The following is a 19,627-nucleotide window of genomic DNA, read 5'->3' as shown; positions in this document are numbered from 1 at the left end:
CCGTAGCGCCACAGGCGCGCCAGGTGTTGCCCGAGTTCGGCTCTGAAGGCCTGATCGCTGAAAATGTTCGCCTCCGCGTGTCGTGTCAGGTTTTCGATGAATCGTTGATGGCTTCGGCCAGGTCCCGGTATTCCTCGCAGGTCGTGCCGCAGATCTTCTGGATGTGCTGCAATTGCTCCTGCGCCAGATCGACGCGGCCCTTGATCACATAGGCTTCGCCCAGGTATTCGCGGACTTGCGCGTACTGCGGATCAAGTTTGACCGATTGCAGGTAGTAACCGATGCCTTCGTCGGTGCGCCCCAGTTTGCGCGTGGCGTAACCGCGATAGTTGAGGGCCTTGGCGGTGTTCGGTTGTTCCAGCGTGTCGAGCACGGCCAGGGCTTCTTCATAACGGCCGGCCTTGGCCAGACGGTAGGCGTAATCGGTCCGGTCGGCGTCGGGCACCAGATGGCTGGTCTGCATCACACACTTCTGGGTCTTGGTGTCGAACACCTGGCCTTTGGGGCAGTTGGGCTTCTGTACCGGCGCCTCTTCATCGCCATTGGCGAAGGCGAGGGGGCTCGCGAAAACCGCGGCCACCAGCAACGGGGCGGCGAACATAACGGAACGGATAGTCATGGGCAAGGCTCCACAGGGGGTCATGTTTCACTTTGAACACCGCAGGGTGAAAATTTATTCATTGCTTTGTCAGGCTTTGTTAAAGGAAAGCCCTTTTTCCGGCGCTATGCTCGTCAGCACTCGTTGTCGATCTGCAGTTCTACCATGGGAGTTTGGCCATGAAAGATCAGGTTCACCACTCGGCCGCCAGCGGCTACAAAACCGCTGCCGACACCTACGTCAAAGGCCGGCCCGACTATCCGCCGGCCGTCAGTGAATGGCTGACGGGCACGCTGGGCCTCGATGGCCACAAGACCGTTATCGACCTCGGCGCCGGCACCGGCAAGTTCACCGGACGGCTGGTGGCGACCGGCGCCCAGGTGATCGCCGTGGAACCGGTGGCGCAGATGCTGGAAAAACTGTCGCTGGCCTGGCCGCAGGTGCTGGCCGTCAGCGGTACGGCAACGGATCTGCCGTTGCCCGATGCCTCTGTGGATGCCGTCGTCTGCGCGCAGGCCTTTCACTGGTTTGCCAGCACCGAGGCGCTGGATGAAATTGCCCGGGTCCTCAAACCGGGCGGCAAACTGGGTTTGATCTGGAACCTGCGCGACACCCGGATCGATTGGGTGCCCAAGCTGGACGCCATCGTCAATGCGCTGGAAGGCGATACACCGCGCTTCTACACCGGCGAGTGGCGCAAGGCCTTTCCCCATCCGGGTTTCGGGCCATTGCAGGCGCAGCACTTTCAGCATGGTCATACCGGCTCGCCGGAAGATGTGATTTTCAACCGGGTGCGCTCCACCAGTTTCATTGCGGCGTTGAGTGACCAACAACGTGCGAAGATCGACGAGCAGATTGCTCAACTGATTGCCGGCGAGCCGCAGTTGCGGGGCAGGGAAGTGGTGACGGTGCCTTACGAGACCGCCGCCTTCGTCGCGGTGAAGAACGGCTAGAGTCCCGCATTTGGCCGAACCGCCGTGCTGATGCCTTGTTATAGTTCGGGCCTCATTTTCAGCCCGGTAAAGGACTTCTGCCATGACTCAATACACCGCCTTCAGCGTCGAACTGGCCGACAACATCGCCCATGTGCAGATCAATCGTCCGGAAAAGATCAACTCGATGAACGCCGCGTTCTGGAGCGAAATCGTCGAGGTGTTCCAGTGGATCGACGACACCGACGAAGTGCGGGTGGTGGTGCTCAGCGGCGCCGGCAAACACTTTTCCTCGGGCATCGACCTGATGATGCTGGCCGGCGTGGCCAATGAGCTGGGCAAGGACGTCGGCCGCAATGCGCGCCTGCTGCGCAAGAAGATCCTGACCCTGCAAGCATCCTTCAATGCGGTCGACAATTGCCGCAAACCGGTACTCGCGGCGATCCAGGGTTACTGCCTGGGCGGCGCCATCGATCTGATCGCCGCCTGCGACATGCGCTACGCCGCCGAAGACGCGCAATTCTCTATTAAAGAAATCGATATCGGCATGGCGGCTGATGTAGGCACTTTGCAACGGTTGCCACGGATCATCGGTGACGGCATGCTGCGTGAGCTGGCTTACACCGGTCGCACCTTTGGCGCCGAAGAAGCGCGCAGCATCGGTCTGGTCAATCGCGTCTACAGCGACAAGGACAGCCTTATCGAAGGCGTGATGGACATTGCCCGGGACATCGCCGGCAAGTCGCCGATCGCGGTCACCGGCACCAAGGAAATGATCAGCTACATGCGCGACCATCGCATCGACGACGGTCTCGAGTACGTTGCCACCTGGAACGCCGCCATGCTGCAATCCAACGATTTGCGCGTGGCCATGGCCGCCCATATGAGCAAACAGAAACCCGAATTTCTGGATTGAGAAACCATGACATCTCGCTGGACCACTGCAGTACTGGACACCGATCAACCCGGCGGCTGGGCCGTGGCGCGCAGCCCCGAGGGTTTCCTGTTCGATGACAACGGCGCGCTGTTCCCCCGGGAATGGCTCAAGCGCCAGGACTTGTCGATCCTTGCCGAGCACGGTATCGGTCATCTCGATGGCGAGCCGGTGTATCTGCTGGAACTGCGCAGCACCAGCGAGGTGCCGGGTTGCAGCTGGAAAGGCCTGCGGGCGTTCATGCTCGATGGCGATCACACGATCTACAAAGTGCTGGGTTATGCGGCGCAGATTGGTACTTGGGCGCGCGAACACCGTTTCTGCGGCAACTGCGGTCAGGCCATGACCCAGGTGCCGCGGGAGCGGGCGATGTATTGCCAGCCCTGCGACCTGCGCAGTTATCCGCGGATTTCGCCGAGCATGATCGTGCTGGTGACCCGTGGCGATGAAGTGCTGCTGGCGCGTTCACCGCGTTTCGTCACCGGGGTCTACAGCACGCTGGCCGGGTTTGCCGAACCGGGTGAGTCGGCCGAGGATTGCCTGATTCGCGAAGTGCGCGAGGAAGTGCAGATCGAGGTGAAGAACATCCAATACATGGGCAGCCAGTGCTGGCCGTTCCCGCATTCGATGATGCTCGGCTTCCATGCCGAATATGCCGGTGGCGAGATTGTCTGTCAGGAAGACGAGATCGAAGACGCCCAGTGGTTCAACGTGCACGATCTGCCGCCGTTGCCGGCGTCCAAATCGATTGCCCGTTATCTGATCGACGTCTACGTGGCGCGGCGCTTAGGCCACGCTGAACCAGTGCTGCCAGGCTAGACGCACGGTCAACCCCAGCACCACGGTGATGAACACCGGACGAATGAACTTGGCGCCGCCGCTGATCGCGGTGCGCGCCCCGAAGAATGCGCCGACCATCACCGACAGGCCCATGCTCAGGCCGATGATCCAGTCCACCTGCCCGGAAAACACGAACACCGACAGCGCCGCAATGTTGCTGACGAAGTTCATGCTGCGCGCCACGCCGCTGGCCTTGACCAGATCGATCGGGTACAGCAGCAGGCTACTGACCGTCCAGAACGCGCCAGTGCCGGGGCCGGCTACGCCGTCGTAGAAACCGAGGCTGAAGCCCTGGGTCGATTGCCACTTCTTCTTGATCGGTGCGTCGCTGTCCAGCGGCGCTTTCGGCGTGCCGCCAAACAACAGGTACAGGCCACAGGCGAAGACGATCACCGGCAGCATCTTGTTCAGCCATTCGGCGGGCAGGTAATGGGCGACGACGGCGCCGGTCAGCGCACCGACCAGCGTGCCGACGATGGCGTGCATCCACTGCCGTGGGTGAAACAGCTTGCGTCGGTAGAAGGTGAAACTGGCGGTGGCCGAACCGAAGGTCGAACTCAGTTTATTAGTGCCCAGCACCAGGTGCGGCGGCAGGCCGGCGGTGAGCAACGCAGGCGTGGTCAACAGACCGCCACCGCCGGCGATGGCGTCGATGAATCCGGCAATGAAAGCGACAAGGGCCAGAACGGCCAGGGTGGTGAGGTCAACGCTGAGTTCGAAAGGCATGGAATCGGCTTATTTCGGCAGGGCGCAGAGCTGGGCTGCGGGGAGGGCAGTCATGTTACTCATTTCCGAATGTTGCGGCGACCCATAAGACTCGACCAGCGACGGCTCAACTGTTGCCCACCCAACACGCACCCAACAATTCACCCTCTCACCATGCATGCCGATTTCCGGAGAAACCAATAAAACCGGGTCTCCCGCCGCTGGCACGCTTGCTGCTCTGGCTTACTCACCTTCATCAACTGTCCCGAGGACACGCCAATGAGTCAGCAAGCCGCGAAATTTGCCTACTGGGTGCCGAACGTCAGCGGTGGCCTGGTGGTCAGCAAGATCGAGCAACGCACCGATTGGGGCATCGACTACAACCGCAAACTGGCGCAATTGGCCGAGGCGGCGGGTTTCGAATATGCCCTGACGCAAATCCGCTTCACCGCCGGTTACGGCGCCGAGTTTCAGCATGAATCGGTTGCCTTCAGCCACGCGCTGCTCGCGGCCACCAGCCAACTCAAAGTCATCGCCGCCATCTTGCCCGGCCCGTGGCAACCGGCGCTGGCGGCCAAACAATTGGCGACCATCGATCAACTCACCAACGGCCGGATTGCGGTGAACATCGTCAGCGGCTGGTTCAAGGGCGAATTCCAGGCGATTGGCGAGCATTGGCTGGAGCACGACGAGCGCTATCGTCGTTCTGAAGAGTTCATCCGTTCATTGCGAGGGATCTGGAGTCAGGACAACTTCACCTTCCGTGGCGATTTCTATCGCTTCGACAATTACAGCCTCAAACCGAAACCGCTGGGCCGCCCGGAAATCTTTCAGGGCGGCAGCTCCCGTGCCGCACGTGACATGGCGGCGCGGGTGTCGGATTGGTATTTCACTAACGGCAACAGCGTCGAGGGCATCAAGGCACAGGTCGACGACATTCGCGCCAAAGCGGCGGCAAACCATCATTCAGTAAAAATCGGGGTGAATGCTTTTGTGATCGCCCGAGATACCGAAGAAGAAGCCAAAGCGGTGCTGGCGCAGATCATCGATCAGGCTGACCCGGAAGCGGTGAATGCCTTCGGTGATGCAGCGAAACAGGCGGGCAGGGCGTCGCCGGAAGGTGAGGGCAACTGGGCCAAATCGACCTTTGAAGATCTGGTGCAGTACAACGACGGCTTCAAGACCAACCTGATCGGCACGCCGCAGCAGATTGCCGAGCGCATCGTCGCGTTGAAAGCGGTGGGGGTTGATCTGGTATTGGCGGGGTTCCTGCATTTTCAGGAAGAGGTGGAGTATTTCGGTCAGCGGGTGTTGCCGCTGGTGCGGGAGCTTGAGGCCAAAGCGCAATCGGCCCGGACTGCCGAATTCGCCTGAAAATCCCTCCTGCACACTGTGCAGGAGGGATCGGCTACTTAATTACAGACCCAGCTCGGACAATCCCGGATGATCATCCGGGCGCCGGCCCAGCGGCCAGTGGAACTTGCGTTCGCTTTCCTTGATCGGCATGTCGTTGATGCAGGCGTAACGCTGGAACATCAGGCCGTTGTCGTCGAATTCCCAGTTCTCGTTGCCGTAGGAACGGAACCAGTTGCCCGAGTCGTCGTGCCACTCGTAGGCGTAGCGCACGGCGATGCGGGTGTCGGAGTAGGCCCAGAGTTCCTTGATCAGGCGGTAATCCAGTTCCTTGGCCCATTTGCGGGTCAGGAAAGCCTTGGCTTCTTCGCGGTTGTTGGCGAATTCGGCGCGGTTACGCCATTTGGTGTCCAGGGTGTAGGCCAGCGACACGCGCTCCGGGTCGCGGGAGTTCCAGCCATCCTCGGCCAGACGAACTTTTTCAATGGCCGATTCACGGTTGAACGGTGGCAATGGCGGACGAACTTCGGCTGCAGTAGACATGTTTGTCTCCCGATCTATTAACAGTTAAACAACTTGTCAGGCTTATTAAGGCGTTACAGGTCCAATAACTTTCGCGCCATGCATTGCGCATTATCGGCGGCACTGTGATCACCCATCACAAGCGCTACGGTAATGGCACCGTCAATCAGTATCAGCAGCTGTTTGGCCAACAGTTGCGGATCCTCGGCACCATGTTCGGTACACAGCTCGCACAGGTAGTCGAGCAGTTTCTGTTTGTGGTCTTTGGCGACCAGGCGAACCGGATCCTCGGGATCGCCGGTCTCACCGCTGGTGTTGATGAAGGCACAGCCCCGGAAACCTTCCGAGGCGAACCAGCCCTTGAGCACGGTAAACAGGTTGAGCAGACGATCGGCCGGGGTTTCGGCCTGATCGACGGCGCTTCTGTACCAGTGCATCCAGCGCACGTCTCGTCGTTGCAGGGCGGCGACGGTCAGCTCCTCCTTGTTGGCGAAGTAGCGGTAGATACTCTTTCTGGAAACGCCGGCGGTTTTCACCAGAAGATCCATACCGGTGGCAGCGATGCCACTTTTGTAGATCAACTTTTCGGTGACATCCAGAATGATGTCTCGGGTCGTGTCGTTGCTGGTGATTTCGTTCATGTGGCGAACAGTAGAACGATCGTTCTCCTTGGTCAAGCAGTTATTTTATGATCGCTCTCGCGTTCTACTTGATCGTTCCCACGCTCTGCGTGGGAATGCCTCAAGGGACGCTCTGCTTTCCAGCTCTGGAAGGGACGCGGAGCGTCCCGGGCTGCGTTCCCACGCAGAGCGTGGAAACGATCAATCAGGCGGGAAGACCCGAAGGAGTTGATGGTGTAAGCTCTCGGTTCTTCGGATTCGACCCATTGCGAGCCCTATGCCGTTGCTTTTCAAACGCTCTCTGCTGCCCAAACTGCGCAGCTTTCCGCTGACCGCCGAGGCCGTGACGATCCTGCCCGGCGCCGCCGATTTCCGCCGTTGCCTGCTGGAGAAAATCGCCCAGGCGACCCAGCGCATCTACCTCGTCGCGCTTTATCTGCAAAACGATGAAGCCGGCCAGGAAATCCTCGATGCCTTGCACGCCGCCAAACTCAAGCGTCCCGAGCTTGAAATCGCGGTGGTCGTCGACTGGCTGCGGGCCCAGCGCGGCTTGATCGGTGCCGGCAAACAGCCGGGCAACTCGGCGTGGTATCAGGAAATGACCCGCACCCACCAGAGCGTGGTGCCGGTCTACGGCGTGCCGGTGCAGACCCGCGAGTTGTTCGGCGTGCTGCACCTCAAAGGCTTCGTGATCGACGATTGCGTGGTCTACAGCGGTGCCAGCCTGAACAACGTCTACCTGCACAAATTCGACAAGTACCGTTTCGACCGTTATCACGTGCTGCAAAGCCGCGAACTGGCGGACTCGATGCACCATCTGGTCAAGCACGGCCTGATCGAATCGAAAGCAGTGCATCGCCTCGACCTGCCGAACCTGCCGACCACCCGCAGCCTGCGCAACGACATCGGCGATCTGCGCAGCCGTCTCAAATACGCGGCGTACGACACCAGTGCCGGCAGCACGGCGCATACCGGCCTGTCGGTCAGTCCGTTGCTTGGCGTGGGCAAGAACAACCCGCTGAACCGGGTGATTCTGGAGCTGATCGCCAGCGCCCAGAAGCAGCTGACCATCTGCACGCCGTACTTCAACCTGCCGCTCGGCGTGATCCGCGAGATCAACCGGGCGCTGGCGCGTGGCGTGAAGATCGACATCGTGGTCGGCGACAAGACCGCCAACGACTTCTACATCCCGCCGACCGAGCCGTTCAAGGTGATCGCCGCGCTGCCGTATCTGTACGAGATCAGCCTGCGCCGTTTCGCCAAGCGTCATCAGCGCAACATCGACAGCGGCCAGTTGAACCTGCATCTGTGGCGTGAAGGCGACAACAGCTATCACCTCAAAGGCATGTGGATCGACCAGCGCTATACGCTGCTGACCGGCAACAACCTCAATCCGCGGGCGTTCCGTCTCGATCTGGAAAACGCCTTGCTGATCGATGACCCGAAAGGCGAGTGGCTCGAGCCGCGCCGTGCGGAGCTGGAGAACATCTTCGTTCACACCACGCGAATCGCACGCTTCCAGGACCTGGAAGCCTTGCCGGACTACCCGGCGGGCGTGGCCAAGTTCCTCAAGCGTGTGAGCCGGGTGCGGGTCGAGCGGTTGCTCTATCGCATTCTCTAAAACCGGCCCACAAAAAATCCCCCGAACGCAGCAAGCGTCCGGGGGATTTTTTTATGCCCGGACTCAGTTCAGCCCGAGTTTGCCACGCAATGTCGACAGGTCTTCCGCCAGGGTATTGACCGGGCCGACCAGCGCCTTGCGGTCGTTGTCCTTCACCTTGTCGTAAGTCTCGAAACCGCCGTCCTTGGTCTTGTACTTCGCCAGGATCTTGTCCACCGTGGCGAAGTTCTTGTCGACTTTGGCAACGAAGGCCTTGTCCTGTTTCTCGATCTGCGGACGGAACAGGTCGACGATTTTCTTCGCGCCGTCGATGTTGCCCTGAAAGTCGTACAGGTCGGTGTGGCTGTAGCGGTCTTCTTCACCGGAGATCTTGGTTGCGGCGACTTCTTCGAGCAGCGCAGCGGCACCGCCGACGACTTTCTCAGGCGGGAAGGTCAGGCCGGCGACGCGGGTCTGCAGGTCCTTCACGTCCTTGTTCAGGCCATCGGCCAGGGCGTCCAGATCCTTGGTGCTCTTTTCCGAGAACAGCGAGTATTCGATGCGGTGGAAACCGGTGAAGTCTTCGGCTTTCACGCCTTGCTCGTGGTCGTCGACGCGGGAGTCGATGGACGCGTCTAGGTCACTGAACAGCTCGGCGATCGGCTCGATCGACTCGTAATAGACGCGGGTCGGCGCGTAGAGCTTCTGCGCGGTGGCCAGGTCGCCTTTTTTCACCGCGTCGGTGAACTGCTGGGTGTGGCTGGCCAGTTCATCCAGTTGTTCGGTGACGTAGATCTTGTAGTCCGACACCGGCCCCACCAGATCCAGTGGCGCGGTCGCGGCGAACGCCGACAGCGGGGTGTTGAGCAAACCAAGGGTCAGCAATAACGCGAGTGGCGTCTTTTTCATGGGGGCGGCTCCTGATATGACTGTTGTTATGCAGTTGTTTTGGGTTGTGTGGCAGCCAGCAGCGAGCGACCAATGAAGTCCTTGTCGCCCGTGACACCCGGCAAGGTGAAGAAATAACCGCCGCCGACCGGCTTGAGGTATTCCTCCAGCGGCTCGCCATTGAGGCGGGTCTGCACGGTGATGAAGCCTTTTTCCAGGTCGGCCTGGTAACAGATGAACAGCAGGCCCATATCGAGCTGGCCGTTCTTGTTCACGCCGTTGGAGTAGTTGAACGGCCGGCGCAGGATCAGGTTGGCCTGGCTCGCGGCAGTGCGCGGATTGGCCAGGCGGATGTGCGCGTCGAGCTTGGTCAGCTTGCCTTCCGGGTCCTTGCTGTAATCCGGGACTTCGGTTTCATGGCTGGCACCCATCGGCGCGCCGGTGGTTTTCACCCGGCCGATGATGCTTTCCTGTTCCTGTAATGGCGTGCGGTCCCAGCGTTCGACGAAATTGCGGATGATTCGCACCGCCTGATAACTGCCGTGGGCCGCCCAGGCCGGTTCGTCGCTGCCCGGTTGCACCCAGACGATGCGGTCCATGGCCTTGCCGTCGTTGGAATCCGGGTTGGCCGAACCGTCACGGAAACCCAGAAAGTTGCGCGCCGATTGCGCCGGCACACCGGGTTTGGCAGGGGCTTGCGGCGGCACGCTGCCTTCCTGTTTCCAGCGCACCAGCAGCAGGTCCGGCAGGTTTTTCACGATGTCGCGCAGGGCGTGGATGTTGGTGTCGGCGGTGTTGGAGCAGAACTGCAGGCTCAGGTCGCCGTGGCAGCAATCGGCTTCCAGCGCATCGTTAGGGAAACCGACCATGCGTACCAGACGCTTGGGTTTGGCGGCGGCCAGGCCGAAGCGCTCGTCGAACAGCGATTCGCCCACCGACACGGTGATAGTCAGGTTGTCCGGTGTCACCACCGGGCCGAGGATGCCGGAGTCCGGCGGCGGCAACTTCGGATCGATCTGCGCCACCGGGCCGCCCTTCATCAGGAATGCGATGCGCTCGTTGAGGGTGCGGAACAGACGCTCCAGGTCTTCACGGTCGCTGGCCAGCACATCGAACGACACCAGCATGCCGGCCGCCGGACGCGGGGTGACGATGCCAGTCTGGTGCACGCCATGGAAATCGTGGTGATCCTGGGTCTTGTCGCTGCTCGGCGCTTCGGTGACTTGCGCAGGGGCGGCGGCCATCGCCGGGCAGCTCAGGGCAGTACCGGCCAGTGCGACGCCGGCGGCGCCCATGCCCATCAGTACGCGGCGACGTTGCAGGTTGAAGTGTTCGGAATCGTTCATCGGTATTCGTCTTCTGCTTACAGGCCGGAGAGGCCGAGGGCGGGATCAATGGCGTCGAGGGCGTCGGCCAGGGCCTTGGCCTTGTCGGCGATCTGCTTGCGTTGCTCACCGTTGACGGTGTCGTAACTGGCGTAGCCGTCCTTGACCTTGAAGCCGTTCAGCGTGGTATCGAAATCAGCCAGCGCACTGTCGATTTTCGGCATCAGGTCGGCGGCGGATTTGCTCAGCAGCGGGCGCAGCAGTTCGACGACTTTGTGCGCGGTTTCCTGATTGGCCGCGAAGCCGTTGAGATCGCTGTGGCTGTAGCGTTCCTCTTCGCCGCTGGCGGCGCGCACGTCGGCGAGGGTATTGAGGTTGCGCACGACGATTTCCACCAGTTGCTCCGGCGGCAGCGACTGGGCCAGCAGCTGTTGTTTCAGGGTGGTGACGTTGTCGAGCAAGCCTTGGGCAATGGGCGTCAGATCATCGAGTTTGCGTTGCTGGAACAGCGCGTATTCGAGACGGTGGAAACCGACGAAGGCCGGATCCTGCTCGCGTTTTTCGAAGTAATCGGCGCGGGCGTTGATGCTGTTGTCCAGCTCCGCCAGACGTTGTGCGGCGGGGGCCAGACGCTGATACGCGGCGCGGGTCGGCAAATACAAAGCCTGGGCCTGGGCCAGATCGCCGCTGTCGATGGCTTGATTCAGCGCCGTCACGGCTTTGATCAGCGCGCTGCTCTGGCTGGCCAGATACACGCGGAACTCCGACAGCGGCCCGACGAAGGCAACCATCGAAGGCTTGGCCTTGGCGGCGGCATCCGAAGCGGCGGTCGGCGTCACGTGCAGCGTGCCGCGCGGGTTGCTCAGCAGGCCGCAAGTGATGGCGTAATCGCCGGGTTGCAGGTTGGCGTTGATTACCTGGCTCAGGCCCGGGGCGATGTTCTCGCGTTCTTCGATCACCAGCACGCCGTCGAGGATTTCCCATTCCACCGCCCGGTCGGAGCGGTTGACGATGCGAAAGCTGGCGTGGCCGGCCGGCACCGTCAGGGCGTTCGGCTCGCAACTGTGCGGATGGATGTTCACCACCACTTCGTCGCGGTTGTGCTGACGTTTGGCGGCGGCCATTTTCGAGGCGTAGTAGAACAGGCCACCGGCGGCGATCATCACGACCACCGAACCGGCGACCGCCCAGCGCAAGGCGCGGGGAGGCGAGGCCTGAGGAATATTAGGCTTTGACATGAAGGCCCTTATTGGCTGGAAACGGAAGACGATTGGGCAGCGGGCTTGGGCGCCGGCATGAAGAACATGACCAGCGCCACCAGCAGATAAATCAGGTACGCGCCGAGGGTGCTGACGGTCGGTGCATCCTGATAACCGAACATGCCGGCCAGCACCGAGCCCAGCGGGCCATCCATCGGCAGCGTCGCGCTGAAGTCGAAGAGCACGGTTTGCAGGTGGTTCCACACCCCGGCTTCATGCAGGGCCTGCACCGAATTGGCGAGAATCCCGGCGGCAACCACGAGGATGAACAGCCCGGTCCAGCGGAAGAACGCCGACAGGTTCAAGCGCATGCTGCCGCTGTAGATCAGGAAGCCGACGATGATCGCCAGGATCAGGCCGAGCAGGGCGCCGATCGGCGCGGCCGGGCCTTCGCTCTGCTGGAACACGGCGAGCAGGAAGAACACGGTTTCCAGACCTTCACGGGCCACGGCGAAAAACACCATGGCGATCAGCGCGATGACCTGATGCTTTGACGCGGTCAGCGCGTGATCGAGGGAGGCTTGCAGCGAATGCTTGATCGAACGCGCCACCTTGCGCATCCAGAACACCATCGAACTGAGAATGCCCACGGCCACCAGCCCGACCACGCCTTCGAACAGTTCCTGCTGTTTTTGCGGGAATTCGGCGCTGACCAGCTCCAGGCCACCGCCGACCAGCAACGCCAGCGCAGCAGCGAGGAACACTCCGATCCACACCGCCGGCATCCACTGGCCACGGCCGGTCTGTTGCAGGTAGCTGGCGATGATGCCAACGATCAGCGCGGCTTCGATGCCTTCGCGCAACATGATCAAAAAGGGAACGAGCATTCGACGATCACTGTGTAACGAAATGAGGTTACAAGTTGTAACATAATGAAAGTCATTCTCACATGGCATTCATTGACATTTAGCTGAACCGGAGCTGAACGAGTCTGAACATCCACGCCACCGAGCCAGCTGCGCTAAGATGCCCGCCACTCGAACAACAACAGGATTGCGCGCGTTCCATGTCGGAAAAAGACACCATCGCCATTCAACTGGTGCGCGAGGCACTGCTGCAAAGTTGTGCCCTGGGCGTGGCCACGGAAGAAGTCTTGAGCAAGGTCGGGATCGATCCGGCGTTGCTGGCCACCGACGACGCGCGCGTCCCGGCCAGCCAGTACGCGCGGTTGTGGCGCCTGTTGGCGCGGCGCGGCGATGACGAGTTCTTTGGCATGGACCCGCGCAAGCTGAAATCCGGCAGCCTGGAATTCCTCTGCCGCAGCGCGATGGCCCAGCCGAACCTGGCCGCTGGGTTGAGCACCGGGTTGAATTTCCTGTCGTTGATGCTCGAGCGCCTGCCGGCGCAACTGGTGCATCAGCAGAGTCTGGCGGAAATCGTGCTGCTGGAAGACGACCCGGAACCGCGCCGCGCCTTCACCTATTTCACTTACTGGATGATCGTCCACGGCGTGGCGTGCTGGCTGGCGGGGCGGCGGATTCCGATCCTGGCCATCGAGCTGCGCTGCCCGGCGCCGGATTTCTGTGATGACTATCGGGTGATGTTCTCGGAAAACCTGCGTTTCGACCGGCCGCGCACGCGGATGATCTTCGCCGCCGACGTGCTGGATCTGCCGATCAAGCGCAGCGCCGAGGAATTGAAGCGCTTTCTGGCCCATGCCCCGGCCAACATTCTGGTGAAGTACCGCGACCCGGAAAGCCTTGCGAGCCGGATCAAGCAGGATCTGCGGCAATTATCCGCAGATAAGTGGCCGGAAACCGACGCGCTGGCCCAGCAGTTGTGCATGTCGGCCTCGACCCTGCGCCGGCGTCTGGCGGAAGAAGGGCAGACCTATCAGGGCCTCAAGGACAGCGTGCGCAAGGAACTGGCGATTACTTGGCTGGCGGAGCCTTCGATCAGTTTTGCCGAGATCGCCACGCGGCTGGGGTTTGCCGATGCAAGCTCGTTCTACAAGGCGTTTCGCAAGTGGTCGGGGACCAATCCTGGGCACTATCGCAGCTTGATCCTCAACGAAGCGGTCTGATCCACCGCTGACTCACCGCCCACCGCCAACTCTCGTTCCCACGCTCTGCGTGGGAATGCCTCAAGGGACGCTCCGCGTTCCAGCTCTGGAAGGGACGCGGAGCGTCCCGGGCTGCATTCCCACGCAGAGCGTGGGAACGATCACACCCTTTGAATCTTGGCCAAACCAGTCATCCACTTTGAGGGCTTTGACCATTGCCGCAGCCGGCGTGCGGCGCGAGTATTCCTCTGTTGTTTACGGTTCCCCAACCTAATAAGAACAGAGGGATTCTGGCAATGCGCGATTACTTGTCTGCCACCGCACAGTTTGATTATCAGCACACCGTGGACGCCGCGCTCAGCGGCACGCTCGAGGCGCTTAACGCCTGCGTCGAATGTTGTGACCGCCACGCCTTGCCGGGGCGTATCGCGCTGTTCTGGGAAGGCCGCGACGGCGCCAGTGCGACGTATACCTTCAGCGACCTGCAGGACAAAGCCGCGCGTTTCGCCAATTTCCTTCTCGCCCAAGGCGTGCAGAAGGGCGACAAAGTCGCCGGCCTGCTGCCGCGCAACATCGAATTGCTGATCACCGTGTTCGCCACCTGGCGCATCGGCGCGGTGTATCAACCGCTGTTCACCGCGTTCGGCCCCAAAGCCCTTGAACATCGCCTGAACAGCTCCGGCGCCAAAGTCGTGGTGACCGACGCCGCCAACCGGTCGAAACTCAGCGAAGTCGCCGACTGCCCGACGCTGGTCACCGTTGGCGGCCCGAAAGGCCAGGGCATCGTCCGTGGCGATTTCAGTTTCTGGGCCGAGCTGCCCAACCATTCAAATGTCTGCGAACCGGTGATGCTGACCGGCGAAGACCCGTTCCTGCTGATGTTCACCTCGGGCACCACCGGCCCGTCGAAAGCGCTGTCGGTGCCGCTCAAGGCAGTCGTGGCGTTTCAGAGCTACACCCGCGATGCCGTGGATCTGCGCCCGGAAGATGCGTTCTGGAACGTCGCCGACCCGGGCTGGGCCTACGGAATTTATTTCGGTGTCACCGGCCCGTTGTCGATGGGGCATCCGATCACGTTCTACGATGGCCCGTTCACCCTCGAAAGCACCTGCCGGGTGATCAACAAATACGGAATCACCAACCTCACCGGTTCGCCGACGGCGTATCGCCTGCTGATTGCCGGCGGCGACGAGTTCGCCAAGTCGATCAAGGGCAAGCTGCGCATCGTCAGCAGCGCTGGCGAGCCGTTGAACCCGGAAGTGATTCGCTGGTTCGCCGACAACCTCGGCGTGGTCATTCACGATCATTACGGCCAGACCGAACTGGGCATGGTCCTGTGCAATCACCACGGCCTCGAACACCCGATCCACCTCGGCGCCGCCGGTTTCGCCTCGCCGGGCCATCGCATCGTGGTGCTCGACGAGCAGAACAACGAACTCGGCGTCGGCCAGCCCGGCATCCTCGCCATCGACCGCACACAATCGCCGATGTGCTGGTTCGCCGGTTACCAAGGCGCGCCGACCAAGGCCTTCGTCGGCAATTACTACCTGAGCGGCGACACCGTCGAGTGGAACCCGGACGGCAGCATCAGCTTCGTCGGCCGCAGCGATGACGTGATCACCACGTCCGGCTACCGGGTCGGCCCGTTCGACGTGGAAAGTGCACTGATCGAACACCCGGCCGTCGTCGAGGCAGCAGTGGTCGGCAAGCCCGATCCGGAGCGCACCGAACTGGTCAAAGCCTTCGTCGTGCTCAACCCGCAATACCGCGCCGAACCGGCGCTGGCCGAAGAACTGCGCCAACACGTGCGCAAACGTCTGGCCGCGCATTCGTACCCCCGTGAAATCGAATTTGTCAGCGAGTTGCCGAAAACCCCGAGCGGCAAATTGCAGCGCTTTATCTTGCGCAACCAGGAAATCGCCAAGGCTCAAGAGGCCGCGGCGCACAACGTTTCAGCTTGAATCCAAGGAAACAGTCATGCAGATCGAGAACAAGGTTTTTATCGTCACCGGCGGCGCATCCGGCCTGGGTGCCGCCACCGCTGAATTGCTGGTGAGCGCCGGCGCCAAAGTGATGCTGGTGGACATGAACGCCGACGCCGTCGCCGCTCAGGCCCAACGCCTCGGCGCGCAGAGCGTGGTCGCCGACATCAGCAACGAAGCCGCCGCCGAGACCGCCGTGCAGGCAACGGTAAAAGCCTTCGGCAGCCTGAATGGTCTGGTGAACTGCGCCGGCATCGTTCGCGGCGAGAAAATCCTCGGCAAAAACGGCCCGCACGCCTTGTCCAGTTTCGCTCAGGTGATCAACGTCAACCTGATCGGCAGCTTCAACATGCTGCGTCTGGCAGCGGCGGCGATTGCCGAAAGCGAAGCCAACGCCGACGGCGAACGCGGTGTGATCATCAACACCGCATCGGTCGCTGCGTTCGACGGCCAGATCGGCCAGGCCGCTTATTCCGCGTCCAAAGGCGCCATCGCCAGCCTGACCCTGCCTGCCGCCCGTGAACTGGCGCGCTTCGGCATCCGCGTGATGACCATCGCCCCGGGAATTTTCGAAACCCCGATGATGGCCGGCATGACCCCGGAAGTGCGCGACTCGCTGGCCGCCGGCGTACCGTTCCCGCCGCGCCTGGGCAAACCTGCCGAGTACGCCGCGCTGGTGCGGCATATCATTGAAAACAGCATGCTCAACGGCGAGGTGATCCGTCTCGACGGTGCCTTGCGCATGGCCGCCAAATAAGGAGGATTTCTCATGACCATCTCCAACGATCCGATTGTCATCGTCAGCGCCGTCCGCACCCCGATGGGCGGTTTTCAGGGCGAACTGAAAAGCCTGACCGCGCCGCAACTCGGCGCTGCCGCGATCAAGGCTGCGGTTGAACGTGCCGGTGTGGCCGCCGATGCGGTCGATGAAGTGCTGTTCGGCTGCGTACTGCCAGCCGGCCTCGGCCAGGCACCTGCGCGTCAGGCTGCGCTGGGCGCCGGGCTGGATAAATCCACCCGCTGCACCACGGTCAACAAGATGTGCGGTTCGGGCATGGAAACCACGATTCTGGCCCACGACATGCTGCTGGCCGGCAGCGCCGATGTAGTGATCGCCGGCGGTATGGAAAGCATGTCGAACTCGCCGTATCTGTTGGATCGCGCCCGCGCCGGTTACCGCATGGGCCATGGCCGGGTGCTGGATTCGATGTTCCTCGACGGCCTCGAAGACGCCTACGACAAGGGCCGCCTGATGGGCACTTTCGCCGAGGATTGCGCCGAAACCAACGACTTCAGTCGCGAGGCTCAGGACGCTTTCGCCATTGCCTCGACCACCCGCGCCCAGCAGGCGATCAAGGACGGCAGCTTCAAGGCCGAGATCGTTCCGCTGACCGTGACCGTTGGCAAAGAACAGGTTGTGATCAGCAACGACGAGCAGCCACCAAAAGCCAAGCTGGACAAGATCGCCTCGCTGAAACCGGCGTTCCGCGAGGGCGGCACCGTGACCGCAGCCAACTCCAGTTCGATCTCCGACGGCGCTGCCGCACTGGTGCTGATGCGTCAGTCGCAAGCGCAGAAACAGGGGCTGAAACCGCTGGCAGTGATTCACGGCCACGCAGCCTTCGCGGATACCCCAGGCCTGTTCCCGGTGGCACCGATTGGTGCGATCAAGAAGCTGATGAAGAAAACCGGCTGGTCGCTGGATCAGGTCGACCTGTTCGAAGTCAACGAAGCCTTCGCCGTGGTCGGCATGGCGGCGATGACCCACCTGGAAATCCCTCACGACAAGCTCAACATCCACGGCGGCGCCTGCGCCCTTGGCCATCCGATCGGTGCCTCCGGCGCGCGGATTCTGGTGACTTTGCTCTCGGCCCTGCGCCAGAAGGGCCTGAAGCGCGGCGTCGCGGCGATCTGCATCGGCGGCGGCGAAGCCACGGCGATGGCTGTCGAGTGCGTCTGAACCCGAGTTAAGGATTTGCCATGATTCCCAATGACGACCAGCAACAAATCCGCGACATGGCTCGGCAGTTTGCCGAGGAACGGTTGAAACCGTTCGCCGCCGAGTGGGATCGCGAGCATCGCTTCCCGAAAGAAGCCATCGGCGAAATGGCCGGGCTGGGCTTCTTCGGCATGCTGGTGCCGGAGCAGTGGGGCGGTTGCGACACCGGTTACCTGGCCTACGCCATGGCCCTGGAAGAAATCGCCGCCGGCGACGGCGCCTGCTCGACGATCATGAGCGTGCACAACTCGGTGGGTTGCGTGCCGATCCTCAAGTTCGGCAACGACGACCAGCGTGAGCGCTTTCTCAAACCGCTGGCCAGCGGCGAAATGCTCGGCGCTTTCGCGTTGACCGAACCACAGGCCGGTTCCGACGCCAGCAGCCTGAAAACCCGCGCGCGGCTGGAAGGCGATCACTACGTGCTCAACGGCTGCAAACAGTTCATCACCTCCGGGCAGAACGCCGGGGTCGTGATCGTGTTTGCCGTCACCGACCCGAGCGCCGGCAAGCGCGGGATCAGCGCTTTCATCGTGCCGACCGATTCGCCGGGCTACAAAGTCGCCCGCGTCGAAGACAAGCTCGGCCAGCACGCCTCGGACACCTGCCAGATTCTGTTCGAAGACGTGAAAGTGCCGGTGGCCAACCGGTTGGGCGAGGAGGGCGAGGGCTACAAGATCGCCCTGGCCAACCTCGAAGGCGGCCGCGTCGGCATCGCTTCGCAATCGGTGGGCATGGCCCGCGCCGCGTTCGAAGCGGCGCGCGATTACGCCCGTGAACGTGACACCTTCGGCAAGCCGATCATCGAGCATCAGGCCGTGGCGTTCCGCTTGGCGGATATGGCCACCCAGATCGCCGTGGCGCGGCAGATGGTGCATTACGCCGCCGCCCTGCGCGACAGCGGCCAACCAGCGCTGGTCGAAGCGTCGATGGCCAAACTGTTCGCCTCGGAAATGGCCGAAAAGGTCTGCTCCATGGCATTGCAAACCCTTGGCGGTTACGGTTACCTCAACGACTTCCCGCTGGAGCGCATCTACCGCGACGTGCGGGTCTGCCAGATCTACGAAGGCACCAGCGACATTCAGCGCATGGTCATTTCGCGCAATCTTTGAAAAGGAATCTGCACATGAGTTACGAAACGATTTTGCTGGAAACCCATGGCCGCGTCGGCCTGATCACCCTCAATCGCCCGCAGGCGCTGAACGCCCTGAACGCGCAACTGGTCAGCGAAGTGAACCGCGCGCTCGATGGTTTTGAAGCCGACGCGAACATCGGCTGTATCGTCATCACCGGCTCGACCAAAGCCTTCGCCGCCGGCGCCGACATCAAGGAAATGGCCGATCTGACCTACCCGCAGATCTACATGGACGACCTGTTCAGCGACAGCGACCGCGTGGCCAACCGCCGCAAACCGATCATCGCGGCGGTCAACGGTTTTGCCCTGGGTGGCGGCTGTGAACTGGCGTTGATGTGCGACTTCATCCTGGCCGGCGACAACGCCAAATTCGGCCAGCCGGAAATCAACCTCGGCGTGCTGCCGGGCATGGGCGGCACCCAGCGCCTGACCCGCGCGGTGGGCAAGGCCAAGGCCATGGAAATGTGCCTGAGCGGCCGCATGATCGACGCGGTGGAAGCCGAGCGTTGCGGCATCGTCGCGCGGATCGTGCCGAGTGCCGAGTTGCTGGATGAGGCGCTGAAAGTCGCGGCGGTGATCGCCAGCAAATCGCTGCCGATTGCGATGATGGTCAAGGAAAGCGTCAACCGCGCGTTTGAAGTGAATCTGACTGAAGGCGTGCGCTTTGAGCGCCGGGTGTTCCATGCGGCGTTTGCAACGCAGGATCAGAAGGAAGGGATGGCGGCGTTTGTGGCGAAGCGGCCTGCCGAGTTCCAAGGCAAATAACGCGGCGCCCTCAAAAGCCCCCTCACCCTAACCCTCTCCCAAAGGGAGAGGGGACTGACCGAGTTGTTTTCGGGAGTTGCACCGACCTGAGCTACCGAGTTGAACTCAGGCTTGAATAGCGCGGGATTGGTGTCTTCGTTTGGCAATTCCATAATCGACCGGGATGTTTCA

General features: G+C 61.7%; 19 protein-coding genes. 11 read left to right on the top strand and 8 right to left on the bottom strand.

The window, feature by feature from the left end; genetic code table 11:
• Positions 1 to 85 precede the first annotated feature (85 nt).
• Positions 86 to 619 (bottom strand): tetratricopeptide repeat protein, encoded by a 534-nt coding sequence (locus GQX66_RS24105; RefSeq protein WP_240871872.1) that lies wholly within the window; start codon positions 617 to 619, stop codon positions 86 to 88.
• Between the two features lie 158 nt (positions 620 to 777).
• Here GQX66_RS24105 and GQX66_RS24100 point away from each other — a divergent pair, with 158 nt between their 5' ends.
• From GQX66_RS24100 to nudC, 3 genes are all read left to right on the top strand, one after another.
• Positions 778 to 1,551 (top strand): class I SAM-dependent methyltransferase, encoded by a 774-nt coding sequence (locus tag GQX66_RS24100; protein WP_240871871.1) that lies wholly within the window; start codon positions 778 to 780, stop codon positions 1,549 to 1,551.
• Between the two features lie 82 nt (positions 1,552 to 1,633).
• The gene (locus tag GQX66_RS24095) at positions 1,634 to 2,446 is read left to right on the top strand and encodes a crotonase/enoyl-CoA hydratase family protein (protein ID WP_085745575.1); all 813 of its coding nucleotides are present in this window, start codon (positions 1,634 to 1,636) and stop codon (positions 2,444 to 2,446) included.
• Between the two features lie 6 nt (positions 2,447 to 2,452).
• Entirely contained in the window at positions 2,453 to 3,283 is an 831-nt protein-coding gene (gene nudC, locus GQX66_RS24090; protein WP_085745576.1) for an NAD(+) diphosphatase, read from the top strand.
• Here nudC and GQX66_RS24085 read toward each other — a convergent pair.
• Positions 3,251 to 4,030 carry a TSUP family transporter gene (locus tag GQX66_RS24085; protein WP_007951261.1) on the bottom strand — a complete coding sequence of 260 codons (780 nt, stop codon included), beginning with the start codon at positions 4,028 to 4,030 and terminating at the stop codon, positions 3,251 to 3,253. The genes nudC and GQX66_RS24085 overlap by 33 nt on opposite strands.
• Positions 4,031 to 4,288: 258 nt before the next feature.
• Between GQX66_RS24085 and sfnG the strand changes: the two genes are divergently transcribed.
• Positions 4,289 to 5,383 (top strand): dimethylsulfone monooxygenase SfnG, encoded by a 1,095-nt coding sequence (gene sfnG / locus GQX66_RS24080; RefSeq protein WP_085745577.1) that lies wholly within the window; start codon positions 4,289 to 4,291, stop codon positions 5,381 to 5,383.
• A 42-nt stretch (positions 5,384 to 5,425) separates the two neighbouring features.
• Here sfnG and GQX66_RS24075 read toward each other — a convergent pair whose 3' ends face one another.
• Both GQX66_RS24075 and GQX66_RS24070 read right to left on the bottom strand, forming a co-directional pair.
• Positions 5,426 to 5,905, bottom strand: a complete 480-nt coding sequence (locus GQX66_RS24075; protein WP_085745578.1) for a nuclear transport factor 2 family protein — start codon at positions 5,903 to 5,905, stop codon at positions 5,426 to 5,428.
• A gap of 53 nt (positions 5,906 to 5,958) precedes the next feature.
• A complete protein-coding gene (locus tag GQX66_RS24070; RefSeq protein WP_007951264.1) occupies positions 5,959 to 6,525 on the bottom strand; it encodes a TetR family transcriptional regulator in 567 nt (188 codons plus the stop codon).
• Between the two features lie 256 nt (positions 6,526 to 6,781).
• Here GQX66_RS24070 and pssA point away from each other — a divergent pair, with 256 nt between their 5' ends.
• On the top strand, positions 6,782 to 8,125 hold the full coding sequence (gene pssA / locus GQX66_RS24065) for a CDP-diacylglycerol--serine O-phosphatidyltransferase (RefSeq protein ID WP_085687126.1): 1,344 nt from the start codon (positions 6,782 to 6,784) through the stop codon (positions 8,123 to 8,125).
• A gap of 63 nt (positions 8,126 to 8,188) precedes the next feature.
• Here the strand turns inward: pssA and efeO (GQX66_RS24060) are convergent, their stop codons facing one another.
• From efeO (GQX66_RS24060) to efeU, 4 genes are read right to left on the bottom strand one after another with little or no spacing between them, the layout of a single operon-like run.
• Positions 8,189 to 9,013, bottom strand: coding sequence for an iron uptake system protein EfeO (gene efeO / locus GQX66_RS24060; RefSeq protein ID WP_085687128.1), 825 nt, complete (start codon positions 9,011 to 9,013; stop codon positions 8,189 to 8,191).
• Positions 9,014 to 9,039: 26 nt separating this feature from the next.
• On the bottom strand, positions 9,040 to 10,338 hold the full coding sequence (gene efeB / locus GQX66_RS24055; protein WP_240871870.1) for an iron uptake transporter deferrochelatase/peroxidase subunit: 1,299 nt from the start codon (positions 10,336 to 10,338) through the stop codon (positions 9,040 to 9,042).
• Between the two features lie 17 nt (positions 10,339 to 10,355).
• The gene (gene efeO, locus GQX66_RS24050; protein WP_240871869.1) at positions 10,356 to 11,555 is read right to left on the bottom strand and encodes an iron uptake system protein EfeO; all 1,200 of its coding nucleotides are present in this window, start codon (positions 11,553 to 11,555) and stop codon (positions 10,356 to 10,358) included.
• A gap of 8 nt (positions 11,556 to 11,563) precedes the next feature.
• Entirely contained in the window at positions 11,564 to 12,403 is an 840-nt protein-coding gene (gene efeU, locus GQX66_RS24045) for an iron uptake transporter permease EfeU (RefSeq protein ID WP_007951269.1), read from the bottom strand.
• 179 nt (positions 12,404 to 12,582) lie between these two features.
• Here efeU and GQX66_RS24040 point away from each other — a divergent pair, with 179 nt between their 5' ends.
• The 6 genes from GQX66_RS24040 (at position 12,583) to GQX66_RS24015 (ending at position 19,456) form a co-directional block, all read left to right on the top strand.
• Positions 12,583 to 13,599 (top strand): AraC family transcriptional regulator, encoded by a 1,017-nt coding sequence (locus GQX66_RS24040; RefSeq protein WP_240871868.1) that lies wholly within the window; start codon positions 12,583 to 12,585, stop codon positions 13,597 to 13,599.
• Between the two features lie 275 nt (positions 13,600 to 13,874).
• Positions 13,875 to 15,539 carry an AMP-binding protein gene (locus GQX66_RS24035; RefSeq protein ID WP_085745583.1) on the top strand — a complete coding sequence of 555 codons (1,665 nt, stop codon included), beginning with the start codon at positions 13,875 to 13,877 and terminating at the stop codon, positions 15,537 to 15,539.
• A 16-nt stretch (positions 15,540 to 15,555) separates the two neighbouring features.
• On the top strand, positions 15,556 to 16,317 hold the full coding sequence (locus GQX66_RS24030) for an SDR family NAD(P)-dependent oxidoreductase (RefSeq protein ID WP_240871867.1): 762 nt from the start codon (positions 15,556 to 15,558) through the stop codon (positions 16,315 to 16,317).
• 12 nt (positions 16,318 to 16,329) lie between these two features.
• Entirely contained in the window at positions 16,330 to 17,520 is a 1,191-nt protein-coding gene (locus GQX66_RS24025; protein WP_007951273.1) for an acetyl-CoA C-acyltransferase, read from the top strand.
• 20 nt (positions 17,521 to 17,540) lie between these two features.
• Positions 17,541 to 18,668: an acyl-CoA dehydrogenase gene (locus GQX66_RS24020; RefSeq protein WP_240871866.1), complete on the top strand. Its 1,128-nt coding sequence runs from the start codon at positions 17,541 to 17,543 to the stop codon at positions 18,666 to 18,668.
• A 14-nt stretch (positions 18,669 to 18,682) separates the two neighbouring features.
• A complete protein-coding gene (locus tag GQX66_RS24015; protein WP_039768644.1) occupies positions 18,683 to 19,456 on the top strand; it encodes an enoyl-CoA hydratase in 774 nt (257 codons plus the stop codon).
• Positions 19,457 to 19,627 lie beyond the last annotated feature (171 nt).

Source organism: Pseudomonas sp. B707 (genome assembly GCF_022496685.1).
GTDB lineage: Bacteria > Pseudomonadota > Gammaproteobacteria > Pseudomonadales > Pseudomonadaceae > Aquipseudomonas > Aquipseudomonas paraglycinae.
This window is presented reverse-complemented; position numbering and strand designations above follow the sequence as displayed.

Excerpts from the sequence above, each read along its gene's own strand:
- GQX66_RS24105 (WP_240871872.1), bottom strand. The coding sequence starts at position 619 with ATGACTATCCGTTCCGTTATGTTCGCCGCCCCGTTGCTGGTGGCCGCG.
- GQX66_RS24100 (WP_240871871.1), top strand. The coding sequence starts at position 778 with ATGAAAGATCAGGTTCACCACTCGGCCGCCAGCGGCTACAAAACCGCT.
- GQX66_RS24095 (WP_085745575.1), top strand. The coding sequence starts at position 1,634 with ATGACTCAATACACCGCCTTCAGCGTCGAACTGGCCGACAACATCGCC.
- nudC (WP_085745576.1), top strand. The coding sequence starts at position 2,453 with ATGACATCTCGCTGGACCACTGCAGTACTGGACACCGATCAACCCGGC.
- GQX66_RS24085 (WP_007951261.1), bottom strand. The coding sequence starts at position 4,030 with ATGCCTTTCGAACTCAGCGTTGACCTCACCACCCTGGCCGTTCTGGCC.
- sfnG (WP_085745577.1), top strand. The coding sequence starts at position 4,289 with ATGAGTCAGCAAGCCGCGAAATTTGCCTACTGGGTGCCGAACGTCAGC.
- GQX66_RS24075 (WP_085745578.1), bottom strand. The coding sequence starts at position 5,905 with ATGTCTACTGCAGCCGAAGTTCGTCCGCCATTGCCACCGTTCAACCGT.
- GQX66_RS24070 (WP_007951264.1), bottom strand. The coding sequence starts at position 6,525 with ATGAACGAAATCACCAGCAACGACACGACCCGAGACATCATTCTGGAT.
- pssA (WP_085687126.1), top strand. The coding sequence starts at position 6,782 with ATGCCGTTGCTTTTCAAACGCTCTCTGCTGCCCAAACTGCGCAGCTTT.
- efeO (WP_085687128.1), bottom strand. The coding sequence starts at position 9,013 with ATGAAAAAGACGCCACTCGCGTTATTGCTGACCCTTGGTTTGCTCAAC.
- efeB (WP_240871870.1), bottom strand. The coding sequence starts at position 10,338 with ATGAACGATTCCGAACACTTCAACCTGCAACGTCGCCGCGTACTGATG.
- efeO (WP_240871869.1), bottom strand. The coding sequence starts at position 11,555 with ATGTCAAAGCCTAATATTCCTCAGGCCTCGCCTCCCCGCGCCTTGCGC.
- efeU (WP_007951269.1), bottom strand. The coding sequence starts at position 12,403 with ATGCTCGTTCCCTTTTTGATCATGTTGCGCGAAGGCATCGAAGCCGCG.
- GQX66_RS24040 (WP_240871868.1), top strand. The coding sequence starts at position 12,583 with ATGTCGGAAAAAGACACCATCGCCATTCAACTGGTGCGCGAGGCACTG.
- GQX66_RS24035 (WP_085745583.1), top strand. The coding sequence starts at position 13,875 with ATGCGCGATTACTTGTCTGCCACCGCACAGTTTGATTATCAGCACACC.
- GQX66_RS24030 (WP_240871867.1), top strand. The coding sequence starts at position 15,556 with ATGCAGATCGAGAACAAGGTTTTTATCGTCACCGGCGGCGCATCCGGC.
- GQX66_RS24025 (WP_007951273.1), top strand. The coding sequence starts at position 16,330 with ATGACCATCTCCAACGATCCGATTGTCATCGTCAGCGCCGTCCGCACC.
- GQX66_RS24020 (WP_240871866.1), top strand. The coding sequence starts at position 17,541 with ATGATTCCCAATGACGACCAGCAACAAATCCGCGACATGGCTCGGCAG.
- GQX66_RS24015 (WP_039768644.1), top strand. The coding sequence starts at position 18,683 with ATGAGTTACGAAACGATTTTGCTGGAAACCCATGGCCGCGTCGGCCTG.